This is a genomic window from Ruegeria sp. AG7 (assembly GCF_056541545.1).
Genome location: NZ_JBQFYP010000011.1, coordinates 104,903 through 129,322, shown reverse-complemented (window position 1 = coordinate 129,322; position 24,420 = coordinate 104,903). Strand labels below are relative to the sequence as shown.

Sequence of the window (24,420 nt, the reverse complement as noted above, 5' to 3'; positions counted from 1 at the left end):
AGAAACGGGCTCGACAAAACCCCAAATACCCCGCGGTATCGCACCCGGATCAGCAAAACCTATTTTCTTCAACAACATAGAAAGATGGGCGCAATGAAGCAGAGTTGTAGTGGATACGAGATTGCTCGATCAGAGTTTGCGCCTCCTTTAGGCTTTAGAAGATTTCGCCGTTGAGCAGCTCGTCCCGGAACCGGGCGTTGAAGCTTTCGCAATGACTGTTCTCCCAGGGTGATCCCGGTTCGATGTAAGCCGTCTTCGCCCCGACAGCTGCAATCCACTCCCGCACCTTCTGGGCGATAAATTCCGGCCCATTGTCGGATCTTGTGAATGCCGGCGGGCCGCGGAGGATGAACAGGTCAGTCAATGCATTCAGCACATCTGTTGAGTTGAGCTTACGATCGACGCGGATCATCAGCGCCTCGCTGGTGTATTCGACAATGATGTTCAGCGTCCGATACACGCGCCCGACAGCCAGAACCCATACCACTGGATAGCCAGCCAACAACTCCGAAGGGGTCCAACACAACCAGTTTGCCCGCAAAAAGGTTCGGTTTCCCTTGCGGTTCTTTCGAAAACCCGGCGTCAGATATCTTGACCGGGCGGTTCCAAAAGACCGCCGGGTTCTAACAATGCCCGCTCTGACAGCCATGGGTTAAGTTCTAGCGCCTCGGCAAGGGCAGCGCGCGCGTCGTTAAGGCGCTTCAGACCCAACAATGACAAGGCGCGACCGCTCAGCGCACCTATATGGTTCGGCGACAACTCGATCGTGACATTCAGATCCTGCAAAGCAGCAGCGAAGTCTTGTCTGAGGTAGTTCACAAACGCACGCTGATTGTAGCCTTCGGCGTAGTTCGGGCAGTAATCGACAAGCTGGTCAAGCTCTTCCAACGCGCCCAGTAAATCCCAAGCCTCCCGCCGTGCCATTCCCCGGTCCAGCAAGCCTTGCGCACGCGCATCCGGCGCGTCCGTCCAAAGCTCCCACATCTGGTTGGAAATGGCGTGCGCATCAATTTGCGATTCTGCCTTCTGAACCTGATTGATTAGCGCATCCACACCTTCTGAATGATCCGGAGCATCAGGGCAGGACTGGGCGTGCGCCGCACAAGACAAGGCAACAACAGAAAGAGCAGAGAGGAAAGCGTGTGTCATGTACCAAGGATGGCTCGTAATCCTGATCCGTCAAGCCTGATGCTCGAACCCACCCAAACTGCCGGCTTCCTTAACCGCCTCCATCGCCACAAAGGTCGAGGTGCTGGCGACATGCGGCATGGATGAAATCTTTTCGGCCAGAACACGACGATACTCTGACATCGTGGCTGTGCGGACCTTCAACAAATAGTCGAAATTCGAAGCAATCATATGGGCTTGCTCGACCTCGGCAGTTTTTCGGACAGCCGCATTGAACTCGGCCAGTGCCTTTTCGCGAGTATCGGTCAGGCGCACTTCGACAAAGGCAACGTGGTCCAGCCCCAGTCTGATCGGATCCAGCATCGCCCGGTATCCTTTGATCACCCCGCTTGCTTCAAGCCGTTTCAGGCGCGCCTGTGTCGGTGATTTCGACAGACCAATTTCGCGCGCAAGATCGGCGACCGAAATGCGCCCATCCTCGGCCAGAATTCTCAGAATCGACCGGTCAAACCGGTCCAGGTCAGGAAAGTTCATTTGCGCTGCTCTCTGGCGAAATTTCAGGTGTTCCGCCTTCAATTATCGTAAACTCAGGCGATTGTCCTGAGTTTTCGCAGGTATATTGGCACAAAGACCGGAGGACTCATGTCTCATACCCTGCGTACATTAATCGACACCTCAACCTATGCTGACCAGTCGGCGATCCTTGAAACCCTGATCTCTCAGGCAAGCCTGAGCGCCACAGACCGCAGCGCCATCAGCGCCGCCGCCGCGCAGCTTGTGCGCGACATCCGCTCCAGCACGTCTCCGGGGTTGATGGAGGTGTTTCTTGCCGAATACGGCCTGTCCACCGACGAAGGCGTCGCCCTGATGTGCCTGGCCGAAGCGCTGTTACGCGTGCCGGATGCCGACACGATTGACGCGTTGATTGAAGACAAAATCGCCCCTTCGGACTGGGGCAAGCATCTTGGGCACTCGTCTTCATCCTTGGTTAACGCCTCAACCTGGGCCCTGATGCTGACGGGCAAGGTTCTGGACGAAGGCAAGGCCTCGCCTGTTGGCGCCCTGCGCGGGGCCATCAAGCGATTGGGTGAACCCGTGATCCGTACCGCCGTGTCGCGTGCGATGAAGGAAATGGGGCGGCAATTCGTGTTAGGTGAGTCCATCAACGCCGCGATGGAGCGTGCGCGCGGGATGGAAAACAAGGGATATACCTACTCCTACGACATGCTGGGAGAGGCCGCGCGAACCGAGGCGGACGCCGCACGATATCACCTGTCGTATTCACGCGCCATCTCGGTCATCGCCGAAGCCTGCACCCATGAGGATATCCGCGCCAACCCGGGAATTTCAGTCAAGTTGTCAGCCCTGCATCCCCGTTATGAACTGGCGCAGGAAAAGCGCGTGATGGATGAACTGGTTCCCCGACTGCGGGCGCTGGCCCTTTTGGCCAAGGCCGCTGGTATGGGGCTAAACGTCGACGCCGAAGAGGCGGATCGCCTGTCTTTGTCATTGCAGGTGATTGAAGCGGTGATGTCCGATCCGGCTCTGGCCGGCTGGGATGGGTTCGGCATCGTAGTTCAGGCTTATGGGCCACGCGCGTCGCTGGTTCTGGACACGCTCTATGACATGGCGGAACGCCACGATCGCAAGCTGATGGTCCGTCTGGTCAAAGGCGCCTATTGGGATACCGAGATCAAACGCGCGCAGGTCGAAGGTGTGGACGGCTTTCCCGTCTTCACCCACAAGGCGGTCACCGATGTGTCCTATATCGCCAATGCGCGCAAATTGCTGGGCATGACAGACCGGATCTATCCGCAATTCGCCACCCACAACGCCCATACAGTCAGCGCCATCCTGCACATGGCCGAAGGTCAGCCTTTTGAGTTCCAGCGCCTGCACGGCATGGGCGAGACATTGCATCAGCTTGTGATGAACAGGCAGAAGACCCGCTGCCGCATTTATGCACCGGTTGGCGCGCATCGTGACCTGCTGGCCTACCTTGTGCGGCGTCTGCTGGAAAACGGAGCGAACTCATCCTTCGTCAACCAGATTGTCGACGATAACGTCCCGCCGGAAGTGGTTGCCGCAGATCCGTTTGTTACTGTTCAAACGCCTCCGCCCCCGCTGCCCACTGGCCCCGAACTGTTCCAGCCGGATCGCCCCAATTCCAAGGGCTTCGATCTGCACCACACCCCGACGCTGGACAAGGTTGACGCAGCGCGGGACCAGTTCCGCGCGTATCACTGGTATGCACAACCCTTGCTGGCTGACGCTGCCAAACCCCAAGCGGATGAGCAGGTAATCAACCCGGCGAATCCTGCCGACAAGCCCGGCGCGGTGGCTCCGGCGAGTGAAGCAGATGTGGAACTGGCGTTGGCATCGGCAAAGCCATGGCAGGCCCCGGCAGTCGAACGTGCCCGTATCCTGAACTCTGCCGCCGATCTTTATGAAACACATTACGGCGAGTTGTTCGCCCTGCTGGCGCGTGAGGCTGGCAAGTCGCTGCCCGACGCGGTGGCGGAACTGCGTGAGGCGGTGGATTTCCTACGTTACTACGCCGCCAACATTCCTGATGCCGAGCCCGCTGGCATATTTACCTGCATCAGCCCGTGGAACTTCCCGCTGGCGATTTTTTCCGGGCAGATTTCGGCTGCTTTGGCGACCGGGAACGCCGTTTTGGCCAAGCCTGCGCCGCAGACACCCCTGATCGCGCACCGCGCCATTCAATTGCTGCATGAGGCTGGTGTGCCGCGCGACGCGCTGCAATTGCTGCCGGGTGGTCTGGCCGTGGGCGCGGCGCTGACATCGGATGCGCGCGTCTCGGGCGTGGCCTTCACCGGTTCAACGGCAACCGCTCTCAGGATACGGTCGGCAATGGCTGGGTCCATGCGCCCCGGCACCCCGCTGATCGCGGAAACCGGCGGCCTGAACGCCATGATCGTTGACAGCACTGCACTTCCGGAACAGGCTGTGCAATCGATCATTGAAAGTGCCTTTCAATCCGCAGGCCAGCGGTGTTCGGCACTGCGATGCCTGTACCTGCAACAGGATATCGCAGATGACGTGCTGACCATGCTCAAAGGGGCAATGGATGCCCTGCGCATCGGGGACCCCTGGCTGATCTCTACCGATTGCGGCCCGGTGATCGACGCGCAGGCCCGGCAGGTCATCGCCGATCACGTCGCTACGGCACGGGCCGAAGGACGCGTTCTGAAAGAGCTGCCGCTGCCGCCCGAAGGCATCTTTGTTGCCCCAACGTTGATCGAAATCTCGGGCATTGCCGCGCTGAAGCGTGAGATTTTTGGCCCCGTGTTGCACGTGGTAAGATTCAAAGCGCAGGAGATCGACAAGGTCATCGCGGATATCAACGCAACCGGATACGGGCTGACCTTTGGCCTGCAAACCCGGATCGACGACCGGGTGCAGCATGTGACCGAAGCTATCCATGCCGGAAACATCTATGTAAACCGCAATCAGATCGGTGCCATCGTTGGCTCCCAACCTTTTGGCGGTGAAGGGCTGTCAGGCACCGGTCCGAAGGCGGGCGGCCCGAATTACATGGCCCGGTTCTGTGCACCGGATCGGCAAACCACGACAGAAACCTGGGAGCATTTGGGAGACCTACCTGCTCCTCAGGGCCAGCCTGCCCCAATCCGGACCCGTTCTCTGCCCGGCCCAACCGGAGAATCGAACCGGCTGAGCGAATATCCCCGCCCGCCTCTTCTGTGCATGGGGCCGGGGGAAACGGCAGCGCGCGCGCAGGCTGACGCCGTACTGGCGCTGGGTGGCACGGCCATTCAGGCAACCGGAATGCTTGACCTTCACCGGTTGGAGAACCTGACCGGTATCTCGGGTGTCCTTTGGTGGGGCGACGCTGAAACCGCGCAGCAGATCGAACAGCACCTGGCCCGCCGGAACGGTCCCATTGTGCCCCTGATTCCGGGCAGACCCGACCGCGCGCGTGTGCTGGGTGAACGCCATGTGTGTGTCGATACGACCGCAGCCGGTGGAAACGCTGCGTTGTTGGGAGGTGCGGCATAAGCTTGCCTTGACGCTGGGCGCGCAAAAGCCCAGCGTCACCTCATGTTTCCGATCCGCGACCATAACCCCTCAGGGCGCACGCCTTATGTTGTCTACGCCTTATTGGCGGCCAACATCCTGATCTTCCTCAGCTATGTGGGGATCATGAATGATGCGCCACTTATCAACCGGCTGTTCTTCGACTATGCCATCATCCCGGCGCGGGTCAGTGATGGGGTTGGTCTGGAAACCCTTGTGACATCCATGTTCCTGCATGGGGGCTGGATGCATCTTGCCGGGAACATGCTGTTCTTATGGATATTCGGCGACAATCTGGAAGACGAAATGGGCCATCTGCCCTTTTTGCTGTTCTATCTGGTCGCAGGTATCGGCGCAGGTCTGATCCATGTGATTACAGGGCCGGACTCTCAGGTGCCTACCGTCGGCGCCTCGGGCGCGATTGCGGGTGTCATGGGTGGATACCTGCTGCTGTTTCCCAAGGCGCGTGTGGATATTCTGCTGATCCTGGTTGTCTATTTCAGGGTCTTTACCATCCCCGCTTTCATCATGCTGGGCGTATGGCTGGCGATTCAGTTCTTTGGCAGCGTCACCAGCAACCCGGACGAAGGCGGTATCGCCTATTGGGCCCATACCGGCGGGTTTGCCGTGGGCCTGCTCCTATGCGTGCCATTGTGGCTGCGGCGCGGTGGCGTGCAGTTTTGGAACCGCACGCACGGGCACCCGCCCCACCCAGAGACAACGTACAAGCTGTCGCAGTCACGTATTCCGCGCGTTCCGCGTCGATAAAGCTGGGCTAAGGGACGATCAGCCCCGGATGACTTTGGCGAATTGATCAAATATCGGTTCATTCGAACAGATCACTTCACCATCTTCCAGCACATTGCCTTCGGGGTTCAGGGCCTGTACGAAGCCGCCTGCCTCTTTCACGATGATGATACCGGCGGCAACATCCCACGCGTTCAGGCGGCGTTCCCAGAAACCTTCGTACCGACCCGCGGCCACATATGCCATGTCGAGCGCCGCAGCCCCCCAACGGCGCACGCCGGCGCAGGCGGGCATCAGACGCGCCAGATCCTGCAGGGTTGCAGGCAGGTCAGAACGACCCCCAAAGGGCAGGCCGGTTGCAAAGATCGATTCAATCATGCGGTGACGCCCCGACACACGAATTCGGGTGTCGTTCATCCACGCACCTTCGCCTTTTTCTGCAAAGAACATCTCATCCTTGGCAGCATCATAGATCACGCCAGCAACGATCTTGCCCTTATGTTCCAGTGCAATCGAAATTGCCCAATGCGGCAGGCCATGTAGAAAATTGGTGGTGCCGTCCAGCGGATCGACGATCCAGCGGCGGGTCGGGTCTTCTCCGTCGATGGAACCGCCCTCTTCGGCCAGCCAGCCATAGGTCGGGCGTGCGCCCAGCAATTCGTCCTTCAGGATGGCCTCGGCCGCGATGTCGGCCTTGGAGACAAAGTCGCCCGCGCCTTTCATCGACACCTGCAGATTCTCGACTTCACGAAAGTCCTTGACCAAAGAACGCCCCGCCTTGCGCGCGGCCTTGATCATGATGTTGAGATTTGCACTGCCAACCATTGTAAAAGGGCTCCTGTCCGGTCAAACCGCGCGTATACTGCCGCAAGGCTTCCTTGCCAAGAGGAATGATACGCATAACAGACCCGCAGAAAACGCCTCTACCGGGATTGCAGCTTGTGCGCCTCTTCGCGGGCCAGTTTCACCAGTTCCTGCACGTAGGGTTTATCCAGATCATCTGATCGGACCGCTGCGTAAAGGCGACGCGTGATCCCCTCTTTGGTCAGGGGCCGGGTCACATAGTCCGAGTTGTATTTGACCTCGCGCACGACCCAATCCGGCAGAACCGAGATGCCTCGGTTTGATGCCACCAGAAGCAGGATCACAGCTGTCAGTTCCACCTGCCTGATCGAGGCAGGTTCGACCCGTGCAGGGATCAACAATTGGCTGAACACGTCCAGACGTGTGCGCTCCACCGGGTAGGTGATCAGAGTCTGGCCTCGGAAATCCTCAGCCTCGATATAGGCTTTTTCCGCCAGTGGATGGGCTGATGCAGCGACAAAGACGGGGTTGTAGTCAAACAGTTCCACAAACTCGACACCCGGCAGATCTTCGGGATCGGATGAGACCACCAGATCAACCTCTTCCTTCTGCAAGGCTGGAAGGGCGTCGAAGGCCAGACCGGGTCGAATATCTACATCCACGTCGCCCCAGGATTTCCTGAAGGATTCGAGAACCGGAAACAGCCATTCGAAACACGCGTGACATTCGATGGCGATATGCATCCGTCCGGTACGCCCGTCCCGCAGCGATGAAAACTCATTCTGTGCCGCCTCGACCTGCGGCAGGATCTGCTCGGCCAACCGCAGCAGACGCAAACCGGCGGCTGACAGCTTCATCGGCTTTGAACGTCGCAGAAACAGCTCGACCCCGGCCTGATCCTCCAACCCTTTGACCTGATGACTCAATGCGGATTGGGTGATGTTCAATTGGTCGGCAGCGCGTGCCAACCCACCACATTCATGGATCGCCTTGATGGTTCGCAGGTGCCGGAATTCAATGTGCATCTCAAGTATCGTTCATGTTGTTGTTGAATAATATGAGTTTGTCTCACAATGCCTGTCATGGCACAAGATAGTCAGTTGATCCAGTGAGGCAGCCATGTCCAAACCCGAAATTTCATTCGAGTTCTTTCCGCCCAAAACTCTGGAGGCTTCTTTCCGCCTTTGGGATACGGTCCAGACATTGGCACCGCTGGAGCCTCGTTTTGTTTCCGTCACCTACGGTGCAGGCGGTACGACCCGGGAACTGACGCGCGACGCGGTCGCAACCCTGCATAAATCGTCTGGCCTGAACGTCGCCGCGCATCTGACCTGTGTCGACGCTTCGCGGCAGGAAACGCTGGAAATCGCCGACAAATTCGCACGTGCGGGCGTGCAGGACATCGTGGCCCTGCGGGGCGACCCGCCGAAAGGGCACGACCGGTTCGTCCCGCACCCAGAAGGCTTTAACAGTTCGATTGAATTGATTGAGGCGCTGGCTGAAACCGAAATGTTCAGCATCCGTGTCGGGGCCTATCCTGACAAGCACCCTGAAGCTGAGGACATGTCAGCAGACGTGGACTGGCTGAAGGCCAAACTTGACGCGGGCGCTGACGAAGCGCTGACGCAATTCTTTTTCGAGGCCGAAACCTTTTTCCGTTTCCGTGACGCCTGCGCCAAGGCGGGCATCGACAAACCGATCGTTCCGGGCATTCTGCCTATTGAAAACTGGGCAGGCGCGCGCAAGTTCGCCAAAAGCTGCGGCACGCATATTCCCGATTGGGTCGAACAGGCCTTTGAAAAGGCCGTGCGCGACGGGCGTGAGGATCTGCTGGCAACTGCGATCTGCACCGAGTTGTGCTCGGACCTGATCGAAGGTGGCGTGGACAAGCTGCATTTCTATACCCTTAACCGTCCCGAACTGACGCGCGATGTGTGCTTTGCCCTTGGGATTACACCACAGGTCGATCTGCAAAACGTCGCCTGACATCTGAAAAATCCAATGAGGCGCCCGGGTTACGAACATACCCGGGCGTTTTCCTTTTCTTGTGCGTGACCTGTTTCACAGTTACATCCGCGAATTCACGCCTTTGCGGAACAATGGAATCTTCGCATCGAGATTGTTGTCAGCCTCCGTCTCAATCAACCGTGAAATTTGACAAAACCATGCCCTCGGCAACACTAGGGGTGTGTAGTTTTTAATGAGTGTTTTGAGTATGGAACCTGTCGATAAGGTCAGGGCACGCACGGATGCCCTGGCAGATCTGGGCCTGAACCCGTCTGCCAATTCCAGTGAAATACGAGAGGCTTGGCGTCACATCGCCTTTCACACGCATCCTGATCATAAGGAAGGCGACAGTTCCGGGTTTTCGCGCGCCAAGGCAGCCTATGATTTTCTGCGCAAAGAAGGGCTGGCGACAAAGGGCGGTACCACTACTGGCCCGCCACAACCACGTCGGCCGCGGCTGAAAAAACGTATCATCGAGCTTCCGCAGGAGGATATTGCCGCCTGCGAGGCGATGCTGAATCCTGGGCAAGCGCTGTCGCATATGAACAGTCAGCCTGGTATTCAACCTAAATGCTGCAGTAGTGTTGCTGACCATGTTCCCGACGCGGTCGGATGCTATGGGCGACACCTGACTTACTTCGTCACAACACCGGTCAATCAGGGCGCAAATCGTGTGGCTTTGCCAACGACCGTTCTGACCAGTGCGCGGCACACCACAGCGGAAATCCTGAGCTTTCAGTCCAGCGACACGGGCGCCGGGGAAGTAGTCATTCCCGATACGATCCGCGAACGCAAATTCCCAGGTGCCAAAAGCGTCAGGATCCGGTTTGATGCAGATCAGGCGATACGGGATCAGTTCTGGCTTGCTGGCTGAACGAAAAGCCCGGCTGGTTAAGCCGGGCTTTGTGCATTTGCGGCCGGGTCAGTTTTTCACCGGACCTTCCGAGGTAAATTTCGGGATAACGCTGGTCGAGGCGTCAGACGGCTCGATACCCGGCCAGTTGCCTTCAGCAAGGTTGATGTTGCCCGGAATGTCTTCTTCGAAGAACCCGACAACCACATCCGTGATGTTTAGATACAGCTTGTCGTCAACGATCCGCCACAAGTTCGGGTTTGCCGGAACCTTGCCGCCGCGCGACACACCATAGGCGCAGTGCCCATCATATTGCGGGGCATAATAGGCCGGGTTTTCCAGAAATTTGTCGCGGTTTTCCTCGGACGAGAATGCCCAGGTTGCACCATTGTACTCGGCAGTGATGCTGGCCTTGCCACGCACGCCTTCGTGCTGCGGCTGTCCTACCGGTACCTGATCCAGGTTGCGATAGGCGACCACATCATACCCCGAGACGGCAAACCCCGTGCCGTCAATATATTGCGGCCCGGCAAATGCCGGAACGGCCAGGGCCAGGGCCGCAGCAAAGGTCAAAGCAAAGCGTTTCATGTAGTTTATCCTTTTCGTACCAGCGGTATCGGTGACGCCGTGATGGCGGGTCTGGCAAAACAATATGCGATTCTCATTCTGTTCGTAGCCCTCCTCGCGCCGCTGTGACCCCTCTCGAGCAAACGTGAGAGTTTGGTCGCGGATTATTACAAATTAAGCCGGAAAAGCTGGGTTGGACTCGGCGGATTGCAACACTACCTGTAAAACTGCACCGAACGCGGCCCGGACAAAGGCATGAAAGGCAAGACATGAGCGACCAATCTTCGTATACCCCTCCAGCAGTCTGGACATGGGACAGTGAATGTGGCGGGCAGTTCGCCAACATTAACCGACCTATTGCCGGCGCAACCCATGACAAGGACTTGCCGGTTGGACGCCACCCTTTGCAGTTGTATTCCCTTGCCACACCCAACGGTGTCAAAGTCACCGTAATGCTGGAAGAGTTGCTGGCATTGGGTCACGACGGCGCTGAATACAACGCCTGGCTGATCAACATCAGCGATGGCGACCAGTTCGGTTCAGGGTTTGTCGAGGTCAACCCAAACTCGAAAATCCCCGCCCTTTGGGATCGCTCTGGCGACAAGCCGGTTCGGGTGTTTGAAAGCGCCTCGATCCTGTTTCATCTGGCTGAGAAGTTCGGAGAGTTTCTGCCCGCGTCCGGGCCGGAACGGACCGAAGTCATGAACTGGCTATTCTGGCAAATGGGCAGCGCCCCTTATCTGGGCGGCGGGTTTGGCCATTTCTACGCCTACGCGCCTGAAAAGTGGGAATACCCGATCAACCGCTTCGCGATGGAGGCAAAACGCCAGTTGGACGTTCTGGACAGGGAATTGGCGAACAAGACCTATATCGCGGGCGAGGAATATACGATCGCCGACATGGCGATCTGGCCGTGGTACGGTCAGCTGGTTCTGGGCCGACTTTATAGCGCGGCAGAGTTCCTTGACGCGGAATCCTACAAGAACGTGGTGCGTTGGGCCAAGGCGATTGACGCGCGGCCTGCGGTTCAGCGTGGCCGTATGGTCAACCGCGCCTTTGGCGAGCCGCACACGCAGCTTCACGAGCGCCACGACGCCAGCGATTTCGAAACACGCACGCAAGACAAACTGGTAGCTGCTGCGGAATAGCAGCGTCCCATCCTAGTGCCACGCGGCGCAATATGCGCCGCGTGTTTGCGTTTTGGTCGTTACTTCAGAATTGGTGGTTTCGCGGGATTGCTGCCCGGTACCTCGCGCACCAGATCTGCAACCTGCGGTTCGGGCAGGTCAAAGCGAAGCCCCGTCTTCGCCAGCAGCGCGGCAGCGGCGTCATCTGTGGCAAAGAACCCGACATCCATCGCCCCCGCCTCGATCCCTGAAAACGTCAACGCCTCCGAAGCTGCCTTGGCCAGCGCTGGCTCGGCCCCATCAACCGCTCCGACAAACCCCAGCAAATGACCCTGAGCGCCCGCTTCTGATTTCGTGGCGACCAGATAGGCCGCACTGGCAAGGCCGCCAGCAGATGCCAGCTTTGCATCAAGGGCGGTCAACAGGCTGTCTGGCAAACCGGCGGGCGGCATGAACTCGGCAAGCTTTTCCTCGACCTCTTCCGGGCCATGCAACAACGTTTCGGCCAGCCAGCCCAAGGCCTCGGCAGGCACCAGCATGGATGATGGGGCAGTTTCCAGGTTCAGGCCCAGCCCGATCTCCTGCCCTGCCAGCATCGCCGACAACACACGCCCCGACAGCGCAACATAAGGCACAGGCCTCCCCGCAAACTGCGCCAATCGTTCCTCGCGGTCGAAAGCCAACACAAAGCGCCCGTCGGCCACATCGAACACTTCGGGCGAGATGTTTTCGCCCACCGCTTCTTCGGTCAGCATCAAGAACAGCTCACTATCAGCAAGCCGTTCAAAAAACCGCAGACGGGCAGCATCGTTCTGCGGATCTGCCAGCATCGCGGCATGCGCCGTGTCCAACGCTGTGGTTTCAGTCATTCAGCACCTCTTGGACCCGCGCGCGCAGAACCGGCAGCAGTTCTGCCTCGAACCACGGGTTTTTCTTTACCCATGCCGTATTCCGCCAGGACGGATGAGGCAAGGCAAAGACCCGCGGCGCATGGTCCTGCCAGTTCCGAACGGTGTCCGTCACCGACCCCCGCGCCCCCAGATGATATTTATGCGCATGACCACCGACCAACACCGTCAACGGCACCTGCCCCAGTTCCTGCATCACCCTGTCATGCCAAGTTTTACCGCATATCGCGGGCGGAGGAAGGTCAGAACCGCGGGCATCATAGCCGGGGAAACAGAATGCCATGGGCACAATCGACACGAGGTCACGATCATAAAAAACAGGTTCATTGACCCCAAGCCATTGGCGAAGCCTGTCGCCTGACGGGTCTGTAAAGGGCCGCCCTGACTCGTGCACGCGCGCACCCGGGGCCTGCCCCGCGATCAGGATGGGTGTTCCGCGCCGAAACCAGACCACCGGGCGGGGTTCATGAGCAGTTTTGGTTTGCGCAAAGGACGCAGCGCACAGGCGGCACGCGCGGATATCGCCATCTAGATTTACCATCTGGTTGCGTAACCTCCCAAAGCTGTTTTGCAAAGATCAGGTATGAAACCACATAATAAAGGTGCGGCAGATTACCAGAAGTGCAGCGGAATTGCCGACAACCGATCAGTTGTTTGCGGGTTTGGCAGCAACGCATTGAACATTTGTTTCATAATTCGACATAATGTAGCCAACATGGATTGGTAAAAACCATCCTTTCTGACCGCCTGAAAGCGCGGCGACACAACGGAAACGAGCAGCAGGCCCCGAATGCTAGAGTTCGACAATGTCAGCAAGTCCTTCTGGACCGGGACGCGCCGCAAGGTGATCCTGGACAGGGTCTCGTTCCGTGTCGAACTGGGTACGTCGCTGGGCGTTCTGGCCCCGAATGGTACTGGCAAAACCACACTGATCAACATGATGGCCGGTCTGGAAAAGCCCGACGAAGGTGTGATCCGCCGCGAATGCCGGGTCTCTTTTCCCATGGGTTTTACCGGGGGTGTAACCGGCAAGTTGTCAGCGCTTGAGAACGCGCGATACATCGCCAAGATTTACGGCATGGACCCGGACTATGTTGAGGCGTATTGCAAATGGCTCTGTGGCTTGGGTGAATATTTCGAACAGCCGTTGTCCACCTATTCTTCGGGGATGCGATCACGATTCACGTTTTCTTTGATGCTGGCGCTGGATTTCGACATGTATCTTGTCGATGAAGGGATGCCAGCATCTACCGATGTTGAATTCAATGAAAAGGCAGGGGCGATCCTGAAGGAAAGGTTGCGCACTACGACTTTGGTGATCGTGTCGCACAGCCCGACTGTATTGGAGAAATTCGCTCAGCAAGCCGCCGTTCTGCTGGACGGGCAATTGTACATGTTTGACTCCTTGGAAGAGGCAAAGCAGCTATATGACTACGAAACCCAAGGTTAGAAAGTACAACTGGCGCAACAATCGTCAGGTGGAAGATTCGGCCGAGGCGCGTGCGGATGCAATCTCTCGCATACGGGGCGCGACGCAAGGCCAGGCACCAGCGGCCGAGGCTCAGCCAGGCACGCAAATTGACGACATCAAGCGCGAAGGCCTGACAGGCCGCCAGTTGCGCATCGCGCGAAAACTGGCGCAGAAACACGGACTGGCAGCAACATCGGACTATGATGCGGTGCGCTTGCTGCGCAAGAAAGGCATTGATCCGTTTCAGCGCACGAACCTTCTTGATCTTGCCGCAGCAAAGCCCTCGGCACAGGGCGACAGTTCGAAGGTCAAAGACAAGATCCGCATTCAGTTGCCGCAATCCATTGGCGCAAGCACACCGAACCTTCCGGGACCCGAGCTCAGCCCGGCTGAGCGGCGCAACCTTGAAATCGGTCAGATTCAGAAGGACATCGCGCGTCGACGCAGGCGTAAGCTGTTTGGCCTTTTCGCACGTTTGGCCGCTTTTGTGTTCCTGCCGACCTTTGTTGTGGGGTTCTATTTCTATCGCATCGCCACCCCGATGTATGCCAGCGATTCCGAGTTTCTGATCCTGCAAGCCGATGGCGGGCCAGGCTCTATCGGCGGGCTGCTTGCCGGGACGCAATTCGCCACCACGCAGGATTCCATCTCGGTTCAGTCTTTCCTGGAGTCGAAAGAGGCTTTGTTGCTGCTGGATCGGGACGCAGGGTTTTCCGATGTCTTCAGGCAGGAAAAGATTGATCCGATTCAAAGGCTGTCGCCCGACGCCACGCTGGAAGACGCATACAAGCTGTTCAAACGCATGATCACCATCGGGTATGACCCAACCGAAGGGGTCATTCGGATGGAGGTTGTAGCACCGGACGCACAGACCTCGACCGAGTTCTCGGAGCGTTTGATCTCTTACGCCGAAGATCGGGTGAATGCCCTGTCCGGCAAGAAGCGCGAAGACCAGATGCGCGATGCATTGGAAAGCTTTGAAGCGGCGCAGGAGGCGCGGCGGCAGGCGCAGGAGGAATTGATCGAGCTTCAGCTTCAAGGGGCGGTGCTGGACCCCGAGAATGTCATTGCCAGCCTGCGCGCCCGCATCAACGAGATCGAGATATTGGTGCAGGACAAAGAGCTTGAACTTGCCGCCCTGCAGGACAACCTGCGCCCGAACAAAGCCAAGGTTGACGGTGTCAAGGCTGACATTGCCCGGCTTGAAAAGGTGCTGGAACAACTGAATGCCGAGATGCAGGATGCTTCCGATGGCGAAAATTCGCTGGCGCGGTTGAGCGTGCGCATCCAGATCGCTCAGGCGGATCTGGCGGCGCGGGACATGATGCTGCAAACGGCAATGCAGCAAATGGAATCGACCCGATCCGAAGCCAACCGGCAGGTGCGTTATCTGACCGTCTCGGTGAACCCGATCCCCAGTCAGGAACCCAGCTATCCGCGCAAGTTCGAAAATACGATTTTGGCATTCCTGTTGTTTGCTGGTATCTACCTCATGATCTCGCTTACCGCGTCGGTCCTTCGTGAACAGGTATCCTCATAAGACTCATGAAACATGTAAAAATCTCCGACCTGACAGTCGGCAACGACCTTCCGCTGACCATCATTGCAGGCCCCTGCCAGCTTGAAACGGCAGACCACGCGCAGATGATTGCTGGCAAGATGAAAGAGGCCTGCGACGCAGCCGGTGCGCAATATGTCTTCAAAGCATCTTATGACAAGGCAAACCGGACCTCGCTGTCCGGCAAGCGCGGCATGGGCATTGATGCGGGGTTGCAGGTTCTGGATAGCATCCGCAAATCGATGGGCATTCCGGTCCTGACCGATGTTCATACCGAAGCGCAGTGCGCCATCGCCGCCGAGGCGGTAGACGTCCTGCAAATCCCGGCGTTTTTGTGCCGCCAGACGGATATGCTGCTCGCTGCGGGCAATACGGGCGCAGTGGTCAATGTGAAAAAGGGTCAGTTTCTCGCACCGTGGGAGATGCCCAATATCGTGTCCAAGATCGAAAGCACGGGGAATCATAATATCCTGCTGACCGAACGTGGCACTTCATTCGGCTATAACACGCTGGTGGCTGATATGCGGTCCCTGCCGCAAATGGCCCAAACCGGTTATCCGGTGGTGATGGATGCGACCCATTCCGTGCAGCAACCGGGTGGAAAAGGTGGCTCCTCGGGCGGGCAACGCGAATTTGCTCCGGTCATGGCGCGCGCCGCCGTGTCGCTGGGTATTGGCGCGGTGTTCATTGAAACACACCAAGATCCGGACAATGCCCCTTCGGATGGGCCCAATATGATTCCGTTGGATCAGATGCCCCAACTCATTGACACTTTGATGCGCTTCGATGCGCTGGCCAAAACTGATCCTATTCAGATTTAACGATTGAGACTTGTTATGATCAAACCGATTCCCGAGGTAACACCAAACACCTGGAGCTTTCTCCGCGACGCAATGATCAAACCCACCGGGTTTCGCGAATATGACGCCCGATGGAAATATCCGGAAGAGATTAACCTGCCGGGCATGACGGCGCTTGGCCTAGGACTTGGCACGCAAATGCGCAGGCGCGGGATCGAGCCCGTGATCGCTGTAGGAAACGATTACCGTGACTATTCACTGGCGATCAAAAACGCCCTGATCCTGGGATTGATACAGGCCGGTATCCGCGTGAAAGACATTGGCCCTGCGCTTAGCCCGATGGCCTATTTCGCACAGTTTCATCTGGATGTACCGGCCGTGGCGATGGTTACGGCCAGCCACAATCCAAACGGCTGGACTGGGGTCAAAATGGGCTTTGACCGCCCTTTGACACACGGCCCCGACGAGATGTCTGAATTGCGCGACATCGTTCTGAACGGCGAAGGTCAGGCGCATGAGGGTGGATCTTGGGAATTCGTCGAGGGCGTGAAGGAAGCGTATATCGACGACCTCGTCGGTGATTTCAAAGTGTCCCGCCCGCTAAAGATTGTCTGCGCAACCGGAAACGGCACCGCTTCGGCCTTTGCGCCCGAAATCTTCGAACGGATGGGGGTTGAGGTCGTCCCCAGCCATAATCGGCTGGATTACACTTTCCCGAATTACAACCCGAACCCCGAAGCGATGGAAATGCTGCATGACATGGCGGCAACGGTAAAATCCAGCGGTGCCGATCTGGCACTTGGGTTTGACGGTGACGGTGATCGTTGTGGCGTCGTAGATGATGAAGGCGAAGAAATCTTTGCCGACAAGGTGGGCGTGATCATGGCCCGCGATCTGGCCAAGCTGCACCCCGGATCGACCTTTGTCGCAGATGTGAAATCTACCGGCCTGTTTGCCAGCGATCCCGAGCTACAGGCCCTTGGCGTCAAGGCAGATTACTGGAAAACCGGCCACAGCCACATGAAACGGCGCGTCAAGGAAATCGGTGCGCTGGCTGGGTTTGAAAAGTCGGGCCATTACTTTCTGGCCGAGCCGGTCGGGCGCGGTTATGACTGCGGAATGCGCGTCGCGGTCGAGATCTGTAAACTGATGGACCGCAACCCGGATCAAAGCATGTCCGACCTGCGCAAAGCTCTGCCCAAGACCTGGTCGACGCCCACCATGTCACCCTATGCAGCAGATACCGAAAAATACGATATCCTGCAGCGACTGGTCGACAAGCTGGTTGCCAAAAGCGAAGCTAATGAGACATTTGCTGGCCGCGCGATCAAGGAGGTCGTTACAGTGAACGGCGCACGTGTCATTCTGGACAATGGCAGCTGGGGGCTGGTGCGGGCTTCATCCAACACACCCAATCTGGTGGTCGTGTGTGAAAGCAGCGAAAGCGAAGCTGAGATGCGGGCGATCTTTGCCGATATCGATGCGGTGATCAGAACCGAACCCGGTGTTGGAGATTACGACCAGACCATCTGAAGAAAACTGCTTGGGGCATATCTGATTGCCCCAAGCGCAACACTCGCTCAGTTGCCGCCAAACAGTTTGAGCAGCCCTTTCTTCGCCTCTTCTTCAAGCTTGTTCTTGAGCGCATCTTCGATCTGATCGCTGTCCGTGATGGTGGTGTCCAGCTCGTTTCCAACCTTCTCGAAAACTTTCTGTTTCGCGTCGTTTTCCAGCTCTTTGACCTTCACATCTGCCGCCGCTTCGATGACCTTGGTCAGGTCCGGCTTGATTGACGGGTTGCTCCACGGGCCAACGATACGCACAGGCACCGAGATGCCCTGCCCCGAATTGGCACGCAAAGCTACAGGCGTGAACAGATAATCGATACTGCGCGCACCCAGCCCCACGACCCCCTGACCATCGGCGCGGTAATTCTTGAGCGACATAAGCAGATCGTTATTCGTCAATACACCCTGATCGATGATGAAGCTGGCCGACAGGCTGTTGAACACCGTTGTTCCGCCCGATCCGGTCCCCTGCCCCATAAGTCGATCCAGATCGAAACCGGATATTACCCCCGTCCCGACATCCAGATTTCCCTTCCCGCTGAGAGAGCGCATGATTTGATCCTCAGACTGACCGACACCCAGAAACTCAATGGTTCCTGCCGCGCTTCCCGACAGGCGTTCGACACCGGCCAACGTTGACAATGCCTGTTTCAGATCAATCTCACTTGCCGTCACCTTGCCGCCCACGGACAGGCCATTGCGATTGTTGGCAACCACCTGCCCGTTCAACTGACCCGAAAACAACGTCGCCGGATGCATCGCAAGAACCGCCCGCGCGTGATCCAGTGTCAGCGTCAGGTCACTTTTCCCAAACGTCATGCCGGGAACTGCGATTGAGTTGGCCGTCAGGCGAATATTGCCATTCGCCAAAGCCAACGCGGATGCGTCGATTGGGTCTTTTGACCAGCCCTCCTGAACTGGTGAGGCAGATTGAGACGCGCCACCTAGCCCAGCGCCGGTTTCAGATATCTTCGACAGGTCCAGATCGCCCGCATCCAGGCGTGCGACGATCTGAGGGGGATCGGAAATGGTGATATCCGCCTCTCCGACAAACCGGTTGCCATCCAACTGCGCTGTCATATTTCGCAGGGAAATCCGACCGTCCCGCGTATAGGTCATTTGCGCAGAGATATCGGCAACGTTACCCAATCCAGACGGCACAGTCACGCCCGCCTGACCGAAGGCCGCCAGCATCTTTTCTGTATCTTGGGTGATGATCTTTGTGGTTCCGTCCATCTCTCCGGCCAGATTGACGTGGCCGTCAAAGCCGATCTTGCCGCCCGGTGCAGTCAGGGCCAATTCAAGCGCGGTTACGGACCCTGCGGCAAAGGCTGGCAAGTCCGGAATCTTCAGATCGACCTGAACAGCACCTCCGGGTACAGGCATTGATGCCTCCATTACCATCGGTGCAGTGACCTGAGGCCAACTGGCCGACAAGGTTACATCAGGAAAGTCCATCTGCGTGGCACCGTCTTCCACATAGATCAGTCGCGCATTATTAAGCTGCAACTCTTCCAAAGTTACGGCCGACGATGCGCTGGCCGGAACCGTCCCTGCAGACGGTGTGGCCGTCGCGGTGGTCACAGGCGCGCTCAGCTCCCAGTTTCCGCGCCCTTGCGAACGCTCCAGCCGCAGCACCGGGTTTTCCGCGAAAACGCGTTTGATCCGCAGATCCCCATTCAAAAGCGCAGCAGCATCCACGCCCACGGCAAGGCTATCAGCGCTCAGCATCGGCTCTGGCCCGGCCCAGCTGGCGTTCCCAAAACGCACGGGCCCGGTTTCCATCCCCAGCACCGGCCAGAACGACAGGCGCACGTCGCCGCTCAATCTCAGTTCGCGCCCGGTCTGGGCTTTGACCTGCTCAGCCAGAATCGCGCCAAGCTTGTCTCCGGGCATCAGCAAAAGCGCGCCAATTACCAGCGCAATCACTGCCACAACAATAAACAGGATGCGTATCAGCCATTTCATGATCTGCTCTCCGCCTTTTGGCTTGTCTTTGCCGCGATCATTCAAATCGCACGTCACATTTGCAAGAGGAAGCTTTCCCCACTATATGCCGCGCCATGACGACGAACCCGCCAAACCTCCGCCCCGACCTGGCTCCGGCCGCCCGGATCACCGAGACACCCCGTTCAAACCAGCCGACGATCGGCATGGTGTCGCTGGGCTGTCCAAAAGCTTTGGTCGACAGCGAACGCATTCTGACCCGGCTTCGTGCTGAAGGATACGGCATTTCGCCCGATTATGCCGGGGCCGATGCCGTCATTGTGAACACTTGCGGGTTCCTCGACAGCGCCAAGGCAGAATCGCTGGATGCGATCGGAGAGGCGCTGGTTGAAAACGGCAAGGTCATCGTCACCGGCTGTCTGGGCGCCGAACCGGATTACATCCGCGAGCACCACCCCCGCATCATGGCGGTCACCGGTCCGCATCAGTACGAACAGGTACTGGATGCGGTTCACGCCGCCGTTCCCCCTGACCCTGACCCGTTCGTCGATCTGCTGCCCGCCAGCAGCGTTCGATTGACCCCCCGCCACTACAGTTATCTGAAAATCTCAGAGGGCTGTAACCACAAATGCAAGTTCTGCATCATCCCCGATATGCGAGGAAAACTGGCCAGCCGTCCGGCCCATGCGGTTCTGCGCGAGGCGGAAAAGCTGGTCGAAAACGGCGTGCGCGAACTGTTGGTGATCTCGCAGGATACTTCGGCCTATGGGCTGGACCGGAAATACGATGTGAACCCGTGGAAAGATCGCGAGGTCCGCAGCCACATCACCGATCTGGCCCGTGAACTGGGTCAGATGGATGCCTGGGTGCGGCTGCATTATGTCTATCCCTATCCACATGTGCGCGAGTTGATCCCCCTGATGGCGGATGCCGGGTCCACCATATTGCCGTATCTGGATATCCCGTTCCAGCACGCCCACCCGGATGTTCTGAAACGGATGGCCCGCCCCGCCGCAGCGGCCAAAACTCTGGACGAAATCCAAGCCTGGCGCGCAATCTGCCCCGATATCACCCTGCGTTCGACCTTTATCGTTGGCTATCCGGGTGAGTCCGAGGCCGATTTCCAAACCCTGCTGGACTGGATGGACGAGGCGCAACTGGATCGTGTCGGCTGTTTTCAATACGAAAACGTGGACGGTGCGCGCTCAAACGACCTGCCCGATCACGTCCCGGCCGAAGTCAAGCAAGAGCGGTGGGATCGCTTCATGGAAAAGGCTCAGGCCATTTCAGAAGCCAAGTTGCAGGCTAAAGTCGGACAAACGCTTCAAGTAATCGTCGACGACGTGGATGACGAAGCCGCCACCTGCCGCACCAAGTCGGACGCGCCCGAGATCGACGGCAACCTGTTCATTGACGAGGGCTTCGAAGGCCTCAAACCCGGCGATATCGTCACCGTCGAAGTGGACGAGGCAGGGGAATACGATCTGTGGGGGAAACCCGTTTAACGCCAGTAGCCTGCCCCATAGTGTTTTCGGGTCAATAGTTACGAAGTACAGCTCAGGTAGAAAAAAACCGCCATGAATGGCGGCGAAAATTCCTGAAAATGGTGCAGGCGGTCCGTAGTCAAACCGCCTGCGAAAAGCTTACTGAGAAACCGGGTTGCAGACGGTTTGACCTGCTTCGGTTGTTGCCAGTTCATAGCCTGCCGAGCAGCTGGCCGAGCCATACTTGTCATAGTCGGGTTGTACGTAAACAGGGGTCGGTTCTTCCTGCTGCGCACAAGCGGTCAGGACCAGGGCAAATGCGCCAACGGCTGCAAGTTTCAGTTTCATGTCCGTCAATCCTCTATTACTTTTCTGATATTGCCCAGCTTTTCGGGCCGCTTCCAGAGTACGGGCTGAACGGCAATCTGGCAACTAAAACGGTCACTTCCTTGTGAGGAAGAGCGATTCCATGCCAGTTCGAAGCCCAAACGATGATCCTTGCGGCATTACAGCTACCTTTTTGTCTGCATCGTCCTAAACTGTGTGACGTTTCAGCCAAATACGGAGAAGCCACATGTCAGACACACCCGTTATTGCCCAGAAAACCCCTTTTCCAGTCGAAGTTGCCGAAGGAAAAACCTATTTCTGGTGCGCGTGTGGAAAGTCGAACCGGCAACCCTTTTGCGATGGCTCACATAAAGACAGCGGGTTCGAACCGGTGAAATATACGGCCGAGGCCAGCAAAAAGGTCTTTTTTTGCGGGTGCAAACACAGTGCAAACGCGCCGTTGTGCGATGGAACGCATAAAGACCTTTGATCAGCCCTTCAATCTGTTCAGCGTCTCTGAATTTGCACAGAAATCCGGGGCCGTTTCCGCTGGATTCTGCCGCTGAGCCAGCCAGTTGGCGCATTGCGCATCACAGCCCGAGGCGCGACAGCGCGTGACCAGCTCAGCGTATCCTTCGGGCGACAACCGCCCTTCGGCCATGGCTTCGCTCAGTGAAATTCCCATGCTGCGGGAAACAGAGCGCGTCAACCAAAAGTGCTTTTCGACCTCACCCAGAATATCCCGAGGCATCACGCGTCCTCCGCTTGCAAAGCTTTGATGGCCTTGAATCGACCGCGGTTCGGGCATGTGCACGGGGCATGATCAATCTGTTCGCGCCGTTCCAGCCACTCCGGACAGGTTCTGGCCCAGGTACAGCCACGACACTGTTGCACGATCTCGGCCCAATCCTCATGTTTCAGGTGACCATCCCGATAGGCTGCGGCCAAGTCGGTTCCTGTGACCTGACCCATCCGCAGTACCAGACGAAGATGGGCCATGATTTCACCGAGTCGTGGCATGGCGAACCTGACAGTTAAGGCATCAATTTGTGCAGTAACTCCTGGTTACGGCAGTATTCCGGTGTCCGCCCAGCGGTCGCCATTTTGTTGAGCAGATCCTGACAATGATCCGGGTTTGGACAATCGGTACATCGCAGAACTGCCTCGGAAATCTGGTCGAAAGACACCTTGCCACCAATGGCTGCTTCCTCAAGATCGATGTCCAGCATTCTGGCCATGTCGTCCACCAATCCGGCATGAAGCCTCAAGGACTCTCGGGTGGGCATGCTGTATCCTTTCCCTTTCGCGCTTTACGAAATCGTAGCGCATCCGGGGCGTCATACTTTGACACAGGTCAAAATTGGGCGCCGATGTGATCCAGATAGGCCCGGGTTGCATCCTGAACGCGGCGAAAGCGGTCCCCACCCAGCTTTTTGCCTCCGTACCAGCGGGTGACGATGATCACGTGATTGTCCAGCCCTGCACGCTCGATCATCCGCAGGATTACCATACCGGCCCCGCTTTCCCCATCATCGGCCTTCAGTGCACCGGTCGGCAAAGAGGCGGCCCAGGTGTTATGTGTGGCCTTGGCATAGGATTTATCGGACTTCAGTTGATCCAGAACCGCGTCAACTTCCGCGCGCGACGCCACAGGCGCGCCAGATACCGCATATTTCGACCCGCGATCCGTCAAAATTACGCCAAGGCGCACAAGATCGGTCATTGCGTCAGCCCCAGTTGCGTGGCGGTTTCAAGCACGATGTGCACGCGCTGCGCGTTTGGTGGGTGGGTGCCCAGAAACCTGTCGCCAGGATCCGGAATCCGGTCAAAGAACTTCGCCCCAACCAGCGGGTTGTAGCCCGCGTTATATGTAATGATCGTGCCCATCTGGTCAGCCTCAAGCTCAAAAGCCTTCACATAAGCCTGAACACCAACCTGCGCGCCCACTTTCTGAGCCTCTTCTATGTCGGCGGCGTCACCCCCGCGCAGCTTTTCCGCCTTTCCAAACTCAGTGGCGCTTGCGCTGGCATTTTCGCTTTGCCTTGCGATGTGCCCCAGAACGTGATGGGCCGCCTCATGTCCCATGACAAAAGCCAGTTCGTCTGCGTTTTGCGTAGAACGGATCATCGCAACGGTAAAAATGATGGTAGGTTGCCGCTGGTCGTCCAATGTCTGAAAGGCATTGGCGGATGCGCGCGGATTCAGGTCAACGAGAATCTGGAAATCGCATTTCTGAGGCCTTGGTTGCTTCAAACACTGGCTGCGGGCCTCAGCCACGATGTTCTGGCTGACTTCGCGAAAGGTCTGGGCAACATCCTCAGAACCCGGCCCTTCACCCAGCCAGTCCGCGGCAGGCTGCAAGCGCAATGCACCTTCCGCACAGGCCGCAAGCAGCAGGGGAAACACCAAAACAAAGCGTCTGCGCATGTTACATCCTTCGGCTCGGTCTGACTGCGATTTCAACATAGTACCTGCCGCTCAGAGTGACCACACAATGCTTTGAAACGAACGTCTTGCATTGCGCGTCGACGGCTTGCACTCTGTCCTTATGTTTTCGATTGAGCATGAATTCGACTCGACGGTCATAACGCTTGTGGACGAAGGTGAAAAACCCTTGCAGGAAGATGTTGTGATCAACAATTTCGCCGAATGCGTCACGCTGGAACAGTTTGATCCGCGAACCGACCAGGTGCAAAAGATCACCTTGTCGCCCGAACAGGTCCGCGACCTGGCCGCAGCGCTGGACCTGCCCGAGGGTGTTTACCAGATCCGTGAAACGGGACCTTAGGGCACATAGACAAACACCCTGTTGCGCGCGGTTTGCCCCTGCTTGAGTGTCAGTGTCGAAGGGGCAACGCGAAGGCACCTCGCAAGGATCGCCTGAACCGCATGGTTGGCTTTGCCACTGTCAGGCGGAGCCGTGACAAATACCCTGATCTGCCCGCCTTCCACGATCACCCGGTCGCGCGCGGCCTTAGGTGTTACTTTCAAGTGAAACACTGCCCCGGCGTGCGCCTGCGCGCTGAGATCCGGCAGATCTCGTAGTTTCAATTTCGCCATTGTCG

Annotated in this window: 27 protein-coding genes and 1 pseudogene; 12 read left to right on the top strand and 16 right to left on the bottom strand. The window is 57.6% G+C overall.

Annotation, left to right across the window (positions count from 1 at the left end; translation table 11 throughout):
- Positions 1-157: 157 nt before the first annotated feature.
- The 3 genes and pseudogenes from ACR0BF_RS15035 to ACR0BF_RS15025 all read right to left on the bottom strand — a co-directional run.
- A pseudogene (locus ACR0BF_RS15035) lies at positions 158-466 on the bottom strand (DDE-type integrase/transposase/recombinase); the annotation flags it as partial.
- A 116-nt stretch (positions 467-582) separates the two neighbouring features.
- Complete coding sequence (locus tag ACR0BF_RS15030) at positions 583-1,149, bottom strand: tetratricopeptide repeat protein (RefSeq protein WP_480625223.1); 567 nt, start codon at positions 1,147-1,149, stop codon at positions 583-585.
- A 30-nt stretch (positions 1,150-1,179) separates the two neighbouring features.
- On the bottom strand, positions 1,180-1,662 hold the full coding sequence (locus ACR0BF_RS15025; protein WP_480475581.1) for an Lrp/AsnC family transcriptional regulator: 483 nt from the start codon (positions 1,660-1,662) through the stop codon (positions 1,180-1,182).
- 108 nt (positions 1,663-1,770) lie between these two features.
- On the opposite strand from ACR0BF_RS15025, the gene putA reads away from it, so the two are divergent.
- Together putA and ACR0BF_RS15015 are read left to right on the top strand one after the other, a co-directional pair.
- A complete protein-coding gene (putA, locus tag ACR0BF_RS15020; protein ID WP_480625222.1) occupies positions 1,771-5,169 on the top strand; it encodes a bifunctional proline dehydrogenase/L-glutamate gamma-semialdehyde dehydrogenase PutA in 3,399 nt (1,132 codons plus the stop codon).
- 42 nt (positions 5,170-5,211) lie between these two features.
- The gene (locus ACR0BF_RS15015; RefSeq protein WP_480625221.1) at positions 5,212-5,955 is read left to right on the top strand and encodes a rhomboid family intramembrane serine protease; all 744 of its coding nucleotides are present in this window, start codon (positions 5,212-5,214) and stop codon (positions 5,953-5,955) included.
- Positions 5,956-5,973: 18 nt separating this feature from the next.
- On the opposite strand, the gene ACR0BF_RS15010 is transcribed toward ACR0BF_RS15015, so the two are convergent.
- Both ACR0BF_RS15010 and ACR0BF_RS15005 read right to left on the bottom strand, forming a co-directional pair.
- Complete coding sequence (locus ACR0BF_RS15010; RefSeq protein WP_480625220.1) at positions 5,974-6,759, bottom strand: inositol monophosphatase family protein; 786 nt, start codon at positions 6,757-6,759, stop codon at positions 5,974-5,976.
- Positions 6,760-6,857: 98 nt separating this feature from the next.
- On the bottom strand, positions 6,858-7,763 hold the full coding sequence (locus tag ACR0BF_RS15005) for a LysR family transcriptional regulator (protein WP_480475573.1): 906 nt from the start codon (positions 7,761-7,763) through the stop codon (positions 6,858-6,860).
- Positions 7,764-7,857: 94 nt separating this feature from the next.
- Here ACR0BF_RS15005 and metF point away from each other — a divergent pair, with 94 nt between their 5' ends.
- Both metF and ACR0BF_RS14995 read left to right on the top strand, forming a co-directional pair.
- Positions 7,858-8,724: a methylenetetrahydrofolate reductase [NAD(P)H] gene (metF, locus tag ACR0BF_RS15000; RefSeq protein ID WP_480625219.1), complete on the top strand. Its 867-nt coding sequence runs from the start codon at positions 7,858-7,860 to the stop codon at positions 8,722-8,724.
- A gap of 229 nt (positions 8,725-8,953) precedes the next feature.
- Positions 8,954-9,619, top strand: coding sequence for a DnaJ domain-containing protein (locus ACR0BF_RS14995; RefSeq protein WP_480625218.1), 666 nt, complete (start codon positions 8,954-8,956; stop codon positions 9,617-9,619).
- 48 nt (positions 9,620-9,667) lie between these two features.
- Here the strand turns inward: ACR0BF_RS14995 and ACR0BF_RS14990 are convergent, their stop codons facing one another.
- Positions 9,668-10,186: a YHS domain-containing (seleno)protein gene (locus tag ACR0BF_RS14990; RefSeq protein WP_480519093.1), complete on the bottom strand. Its 519-nt coding sequence runs from the start codon at positions 10,184-10,186 to the stop codon at positions 9,668-9,670.
- A 248-nt stretch (positions 10,187-10,434) separates the two neighbouring features.
- Between ACR0BF_RS14990 and yghU the strand changes: the two genes are divergently transcribed.
- Positions 10,435-11,313 (top strand): glutathione-dependent disulfide-bond oxidoreductase, encoded by an 879-nt coding sequence (yghU, locus tag ACR0BF_RS14985; protein ID WP_480625217.1) that lies wholly within the window; start codon positions 10,435-10,437, stop codon positions 11,311-11,313.
- Between the two features lie 59 nt (positions 11,314-11,372).
- Here the strand turns inward: yghU and ACR0BF_RS14980 are convergent, their stop codons facing one another.
- Together ACR0BF_RS14980 and ACR0BF_RS14975 are read right to left on the bottom strand one after the other, a co-directional pair.
- A complete protein-coding gene (locus ACR0BF_RS14980; protein ID WP_480605270.1) occupies positions 11,373-12,161 on the bottom strand; it encodes an SseB family protein in 789 nt (262 codons plus the stop codon).
- Complete coding sequence (locus tag ACR0BF_RS14975) at positions 12,154-12,741, bottom strand: uracil-DNA glycosylase family protein (protein WP_480625216.1); 588 nt, start codon at positions 12,739-12,741, stop codon at positions 12,154-12,156. Before ACR0BF_RS14975 ends, ACR0BF_RS14980 begins: the two co-directional genes overlap by 8 nt.
- Before the next feature lie 249 nt (positions 12,742-12,990).
- Here ACR0BF_RS14975 and ACR0BF_RS14970 point away from each other — a divergent pair, with 249 nt between their 5' ends.
- The 4 genes from ACR0BF_RS14970 to ACR0BF_RS14955 are packed head-to-tail and all read left to right on the top strand — an operon-like array spanning position 12,991 to position 17,562.
- Positions 12,991-13,650 (top strand): ABC transporter ATP-binding protein, encoded by a 660-nt coding sequence (locus ACR0BF_RS14970; protein WP_209504732.1) that lies wholly within the window; start codon positions 12,991-12,993, stop codon positions 13,648-13,650.
- Entirely contained in the window at positions 13,628-15,211 is a 1,584-nt protein-coding gene (locus ACR0BF_RS14965; protein WP_480605266.1) for a capsule biosynthesis protein, read from the top strand. Before ACR0BF_RS14970 ends, ACR0BF_RS14965 begins: the two co-directional genes overlap by 23 nt.
- 5 nt (positions 15,212-15,216) lie before the next feature.
- A complete protein-coding gene (kdsA, locus tag ACR0BF_RS14960) occupies positions 15,217-16,050 on the top strand; it encodes a 3-deoxy-8-phosphooctulonate synthase (RefSeq protein ID WP_480625215.1) in 834 nt (277 codons plus the stop codon).
- A 15-nt stretch (positions 16,051-16,065) separates the two neighbouring features.
- Positions 16,066-17,562 carry a phosphomannomutase/phosphoglucomutase gene (locus tag ACR0BF_RS14955; protein ID WP_480625214.1) on the top strand — a complete coding sequence of 499 codons (1,497 nt, stop codon included), beginning with the start codon at positions 16,066-16,068 and terminating at the stop codon, positions 17,560-17,562.
- A gap of 47 nt (positions 17,563-17,609) precedes the next feature.
- On the opposite strand, the gene ACR0BF_RS14950 is transcribed toward ACR0BF_RS14955, so the two are convergent.
- Positions 17,610-19,565 (bottom strand): AsmA family protein, encoded by a 1,956-nt coding sequence (locus ACR0BF_RS14950; protein ID WP_480625213.1) that lies wholly within the window; start codon positions 19,563-19,565, stop codon positions 17,610-17,612.
- A 95-nt stretch (positions 19,566-19,660) separates the two neighbouring features.
- On the opposite strand from ACR0BF_RS14950, the gene rimO reads away from it, so the two are divergent.
- Complete coding sequence (gene rimO / locus ACR0BF_RS14945; RefSeq protein WP_480625212.1) at positions 19,661-21,049, top strand: 30S ribosomal protein S12 methylthiotransferase RimO; 1,389 nt, start codon at positions 19,661-19,663, stop codon at positions 21,047-21,049.
- Positions 21,050-21,187: 138 nt separating this feature from the next.
- On the opposite strand, the gene ACR0BF_RS14940 is transcribed toward rimO, so the two are convergent.
- On the bottom strand, positions 21,188-21,376 hold the full coding sequence (locus tag ACR0BF_RS14940) for a hypothetical protein (protein ID WP_209504738.1): 189 nt from the start codon (positions 21,374-21,376) through the stop codon (positions 21,188-21,190).
- A 226-nt stretch (positions 21,377-21,602) separates the two neighbouring features.
- Between ACR0BF_RS14940 and ACR0BF_RS14935 the strand changes: the two genes are divergently transcribed.
- Entirely contained in the window at positions 21,603-21,845 is a 243-nt protein-coding gene (locus tag ACR0BF_RS14935) for a CDGSH iron-sulfur domain-containing protein (RefSeq protein ID WP_480475549.1), read from the top strand.
- Here ACR0BF_RS14935 and ACR0BF_RS14930 read toward each other — a convergent pair whose 3' ends face one another.
- The 5 genes from ACR0BF_RS14930 to ACR0BF_RS14910 form a co-directional block, all read right to left on the bottom strand.
- Positions 21,846-22,106 (bottom strand): DUF6455 family protein, encoded by a 261-nt coding sequence (locus ACR0BF_RS14930; RefSeq protein ID WP_480475547.1) that lies wholly within the window; start codon positions 22,104-22,106, stop codon positions 21,846-21,848.
- Positions 22,106-22,375 (bottom strand): DUF6455 family protein, encoded by a 270-nt coding sequence (locus ACR0BF_RS14925; RefSeq protein ID WP_480605258.1) that lies wholly within the window; start codon positions 22,373-22,375, stop codon positions 22,106-22,108. Before ACR0BF_RS14925 ends, ACR0BF_RS14930 begins: the two co-directional genes overlap by 1 nt.
- 14 nt (positions 22,376-22,389) lie before the next feature.
- Positions 22,390-22,641: a DUF6455 family protein gene (locus ACR0BF_RS14920; protein ID WP_480475543.1), complete on the bottom strand. Its 252-nt coding sequence runs from the start codon at positions 22,639-22,641 to the stop codon at positions 22,390-22,392.
- A gap of 68 nt (positions 22,642-22,709) precedes the next feature.
- Positions 22,710-23,078, bottom strand: a complete 369-nt coding sequence (locus tag ACR0BF_RS14915; protein WP_480475541.1) for a YigZ family protein — start codon at positions 23,076-23,078, stop codon at positions 22,710-22,712.
- Positions 23,075-23,782 (bottom strand): M48 family metalloprotease, encoded by a 708-nt coding sequence (locus ACR0BF_RS14910; RefSeq protein ID WP_480625211.1) that lies wholly within the window; start codon positions 23,780-23,782, stop codon positions 23,075-23,077. Before ACR0BF_RS14910 ends, ACR0BF_RS14915 begins: the two co-directional genes overlap by 4 nt.
- A 121-nt stretch (positions 23,783-23,903) precedes the next feature.
- Between ACR0BF_RS14910 and ACR0BF_RS14905 the strand changes: the two genes are divergently transcribed.
- Positions 23,904-24,143: a hypothetical protein gene (locus tag ACR0BF_RS14905; protein ID WP_267364243.1), complete on the top strand. Its 240-nt coding sequence runs from the start codon at positions 23,904-23,906 to the stop codon at positions 24,141-24,143.
- Here the strand turns inward: ACR0BF_RS14905 and ACR0BF_RS14900 are convergent.
- The gene (locus ACR0BF_RS14900) at positions 24,140-24,415 is read right to left on the bottom strand and encodes a DUF167 domain-containing protein (protein ID WP_480625210.1); all 276 of its coding nucleotides are present in this window, start codon (positions 24,413-24,415) and stop codon (positions 24,140-24,142) included. The genes ACR0BF_RS14905 and ACR0BF_RS14900 overlap by 4 nt on opposite strands.
- Between the last annotated feature and the right edge of the window lie 5 nt (positions 24,416-24,420).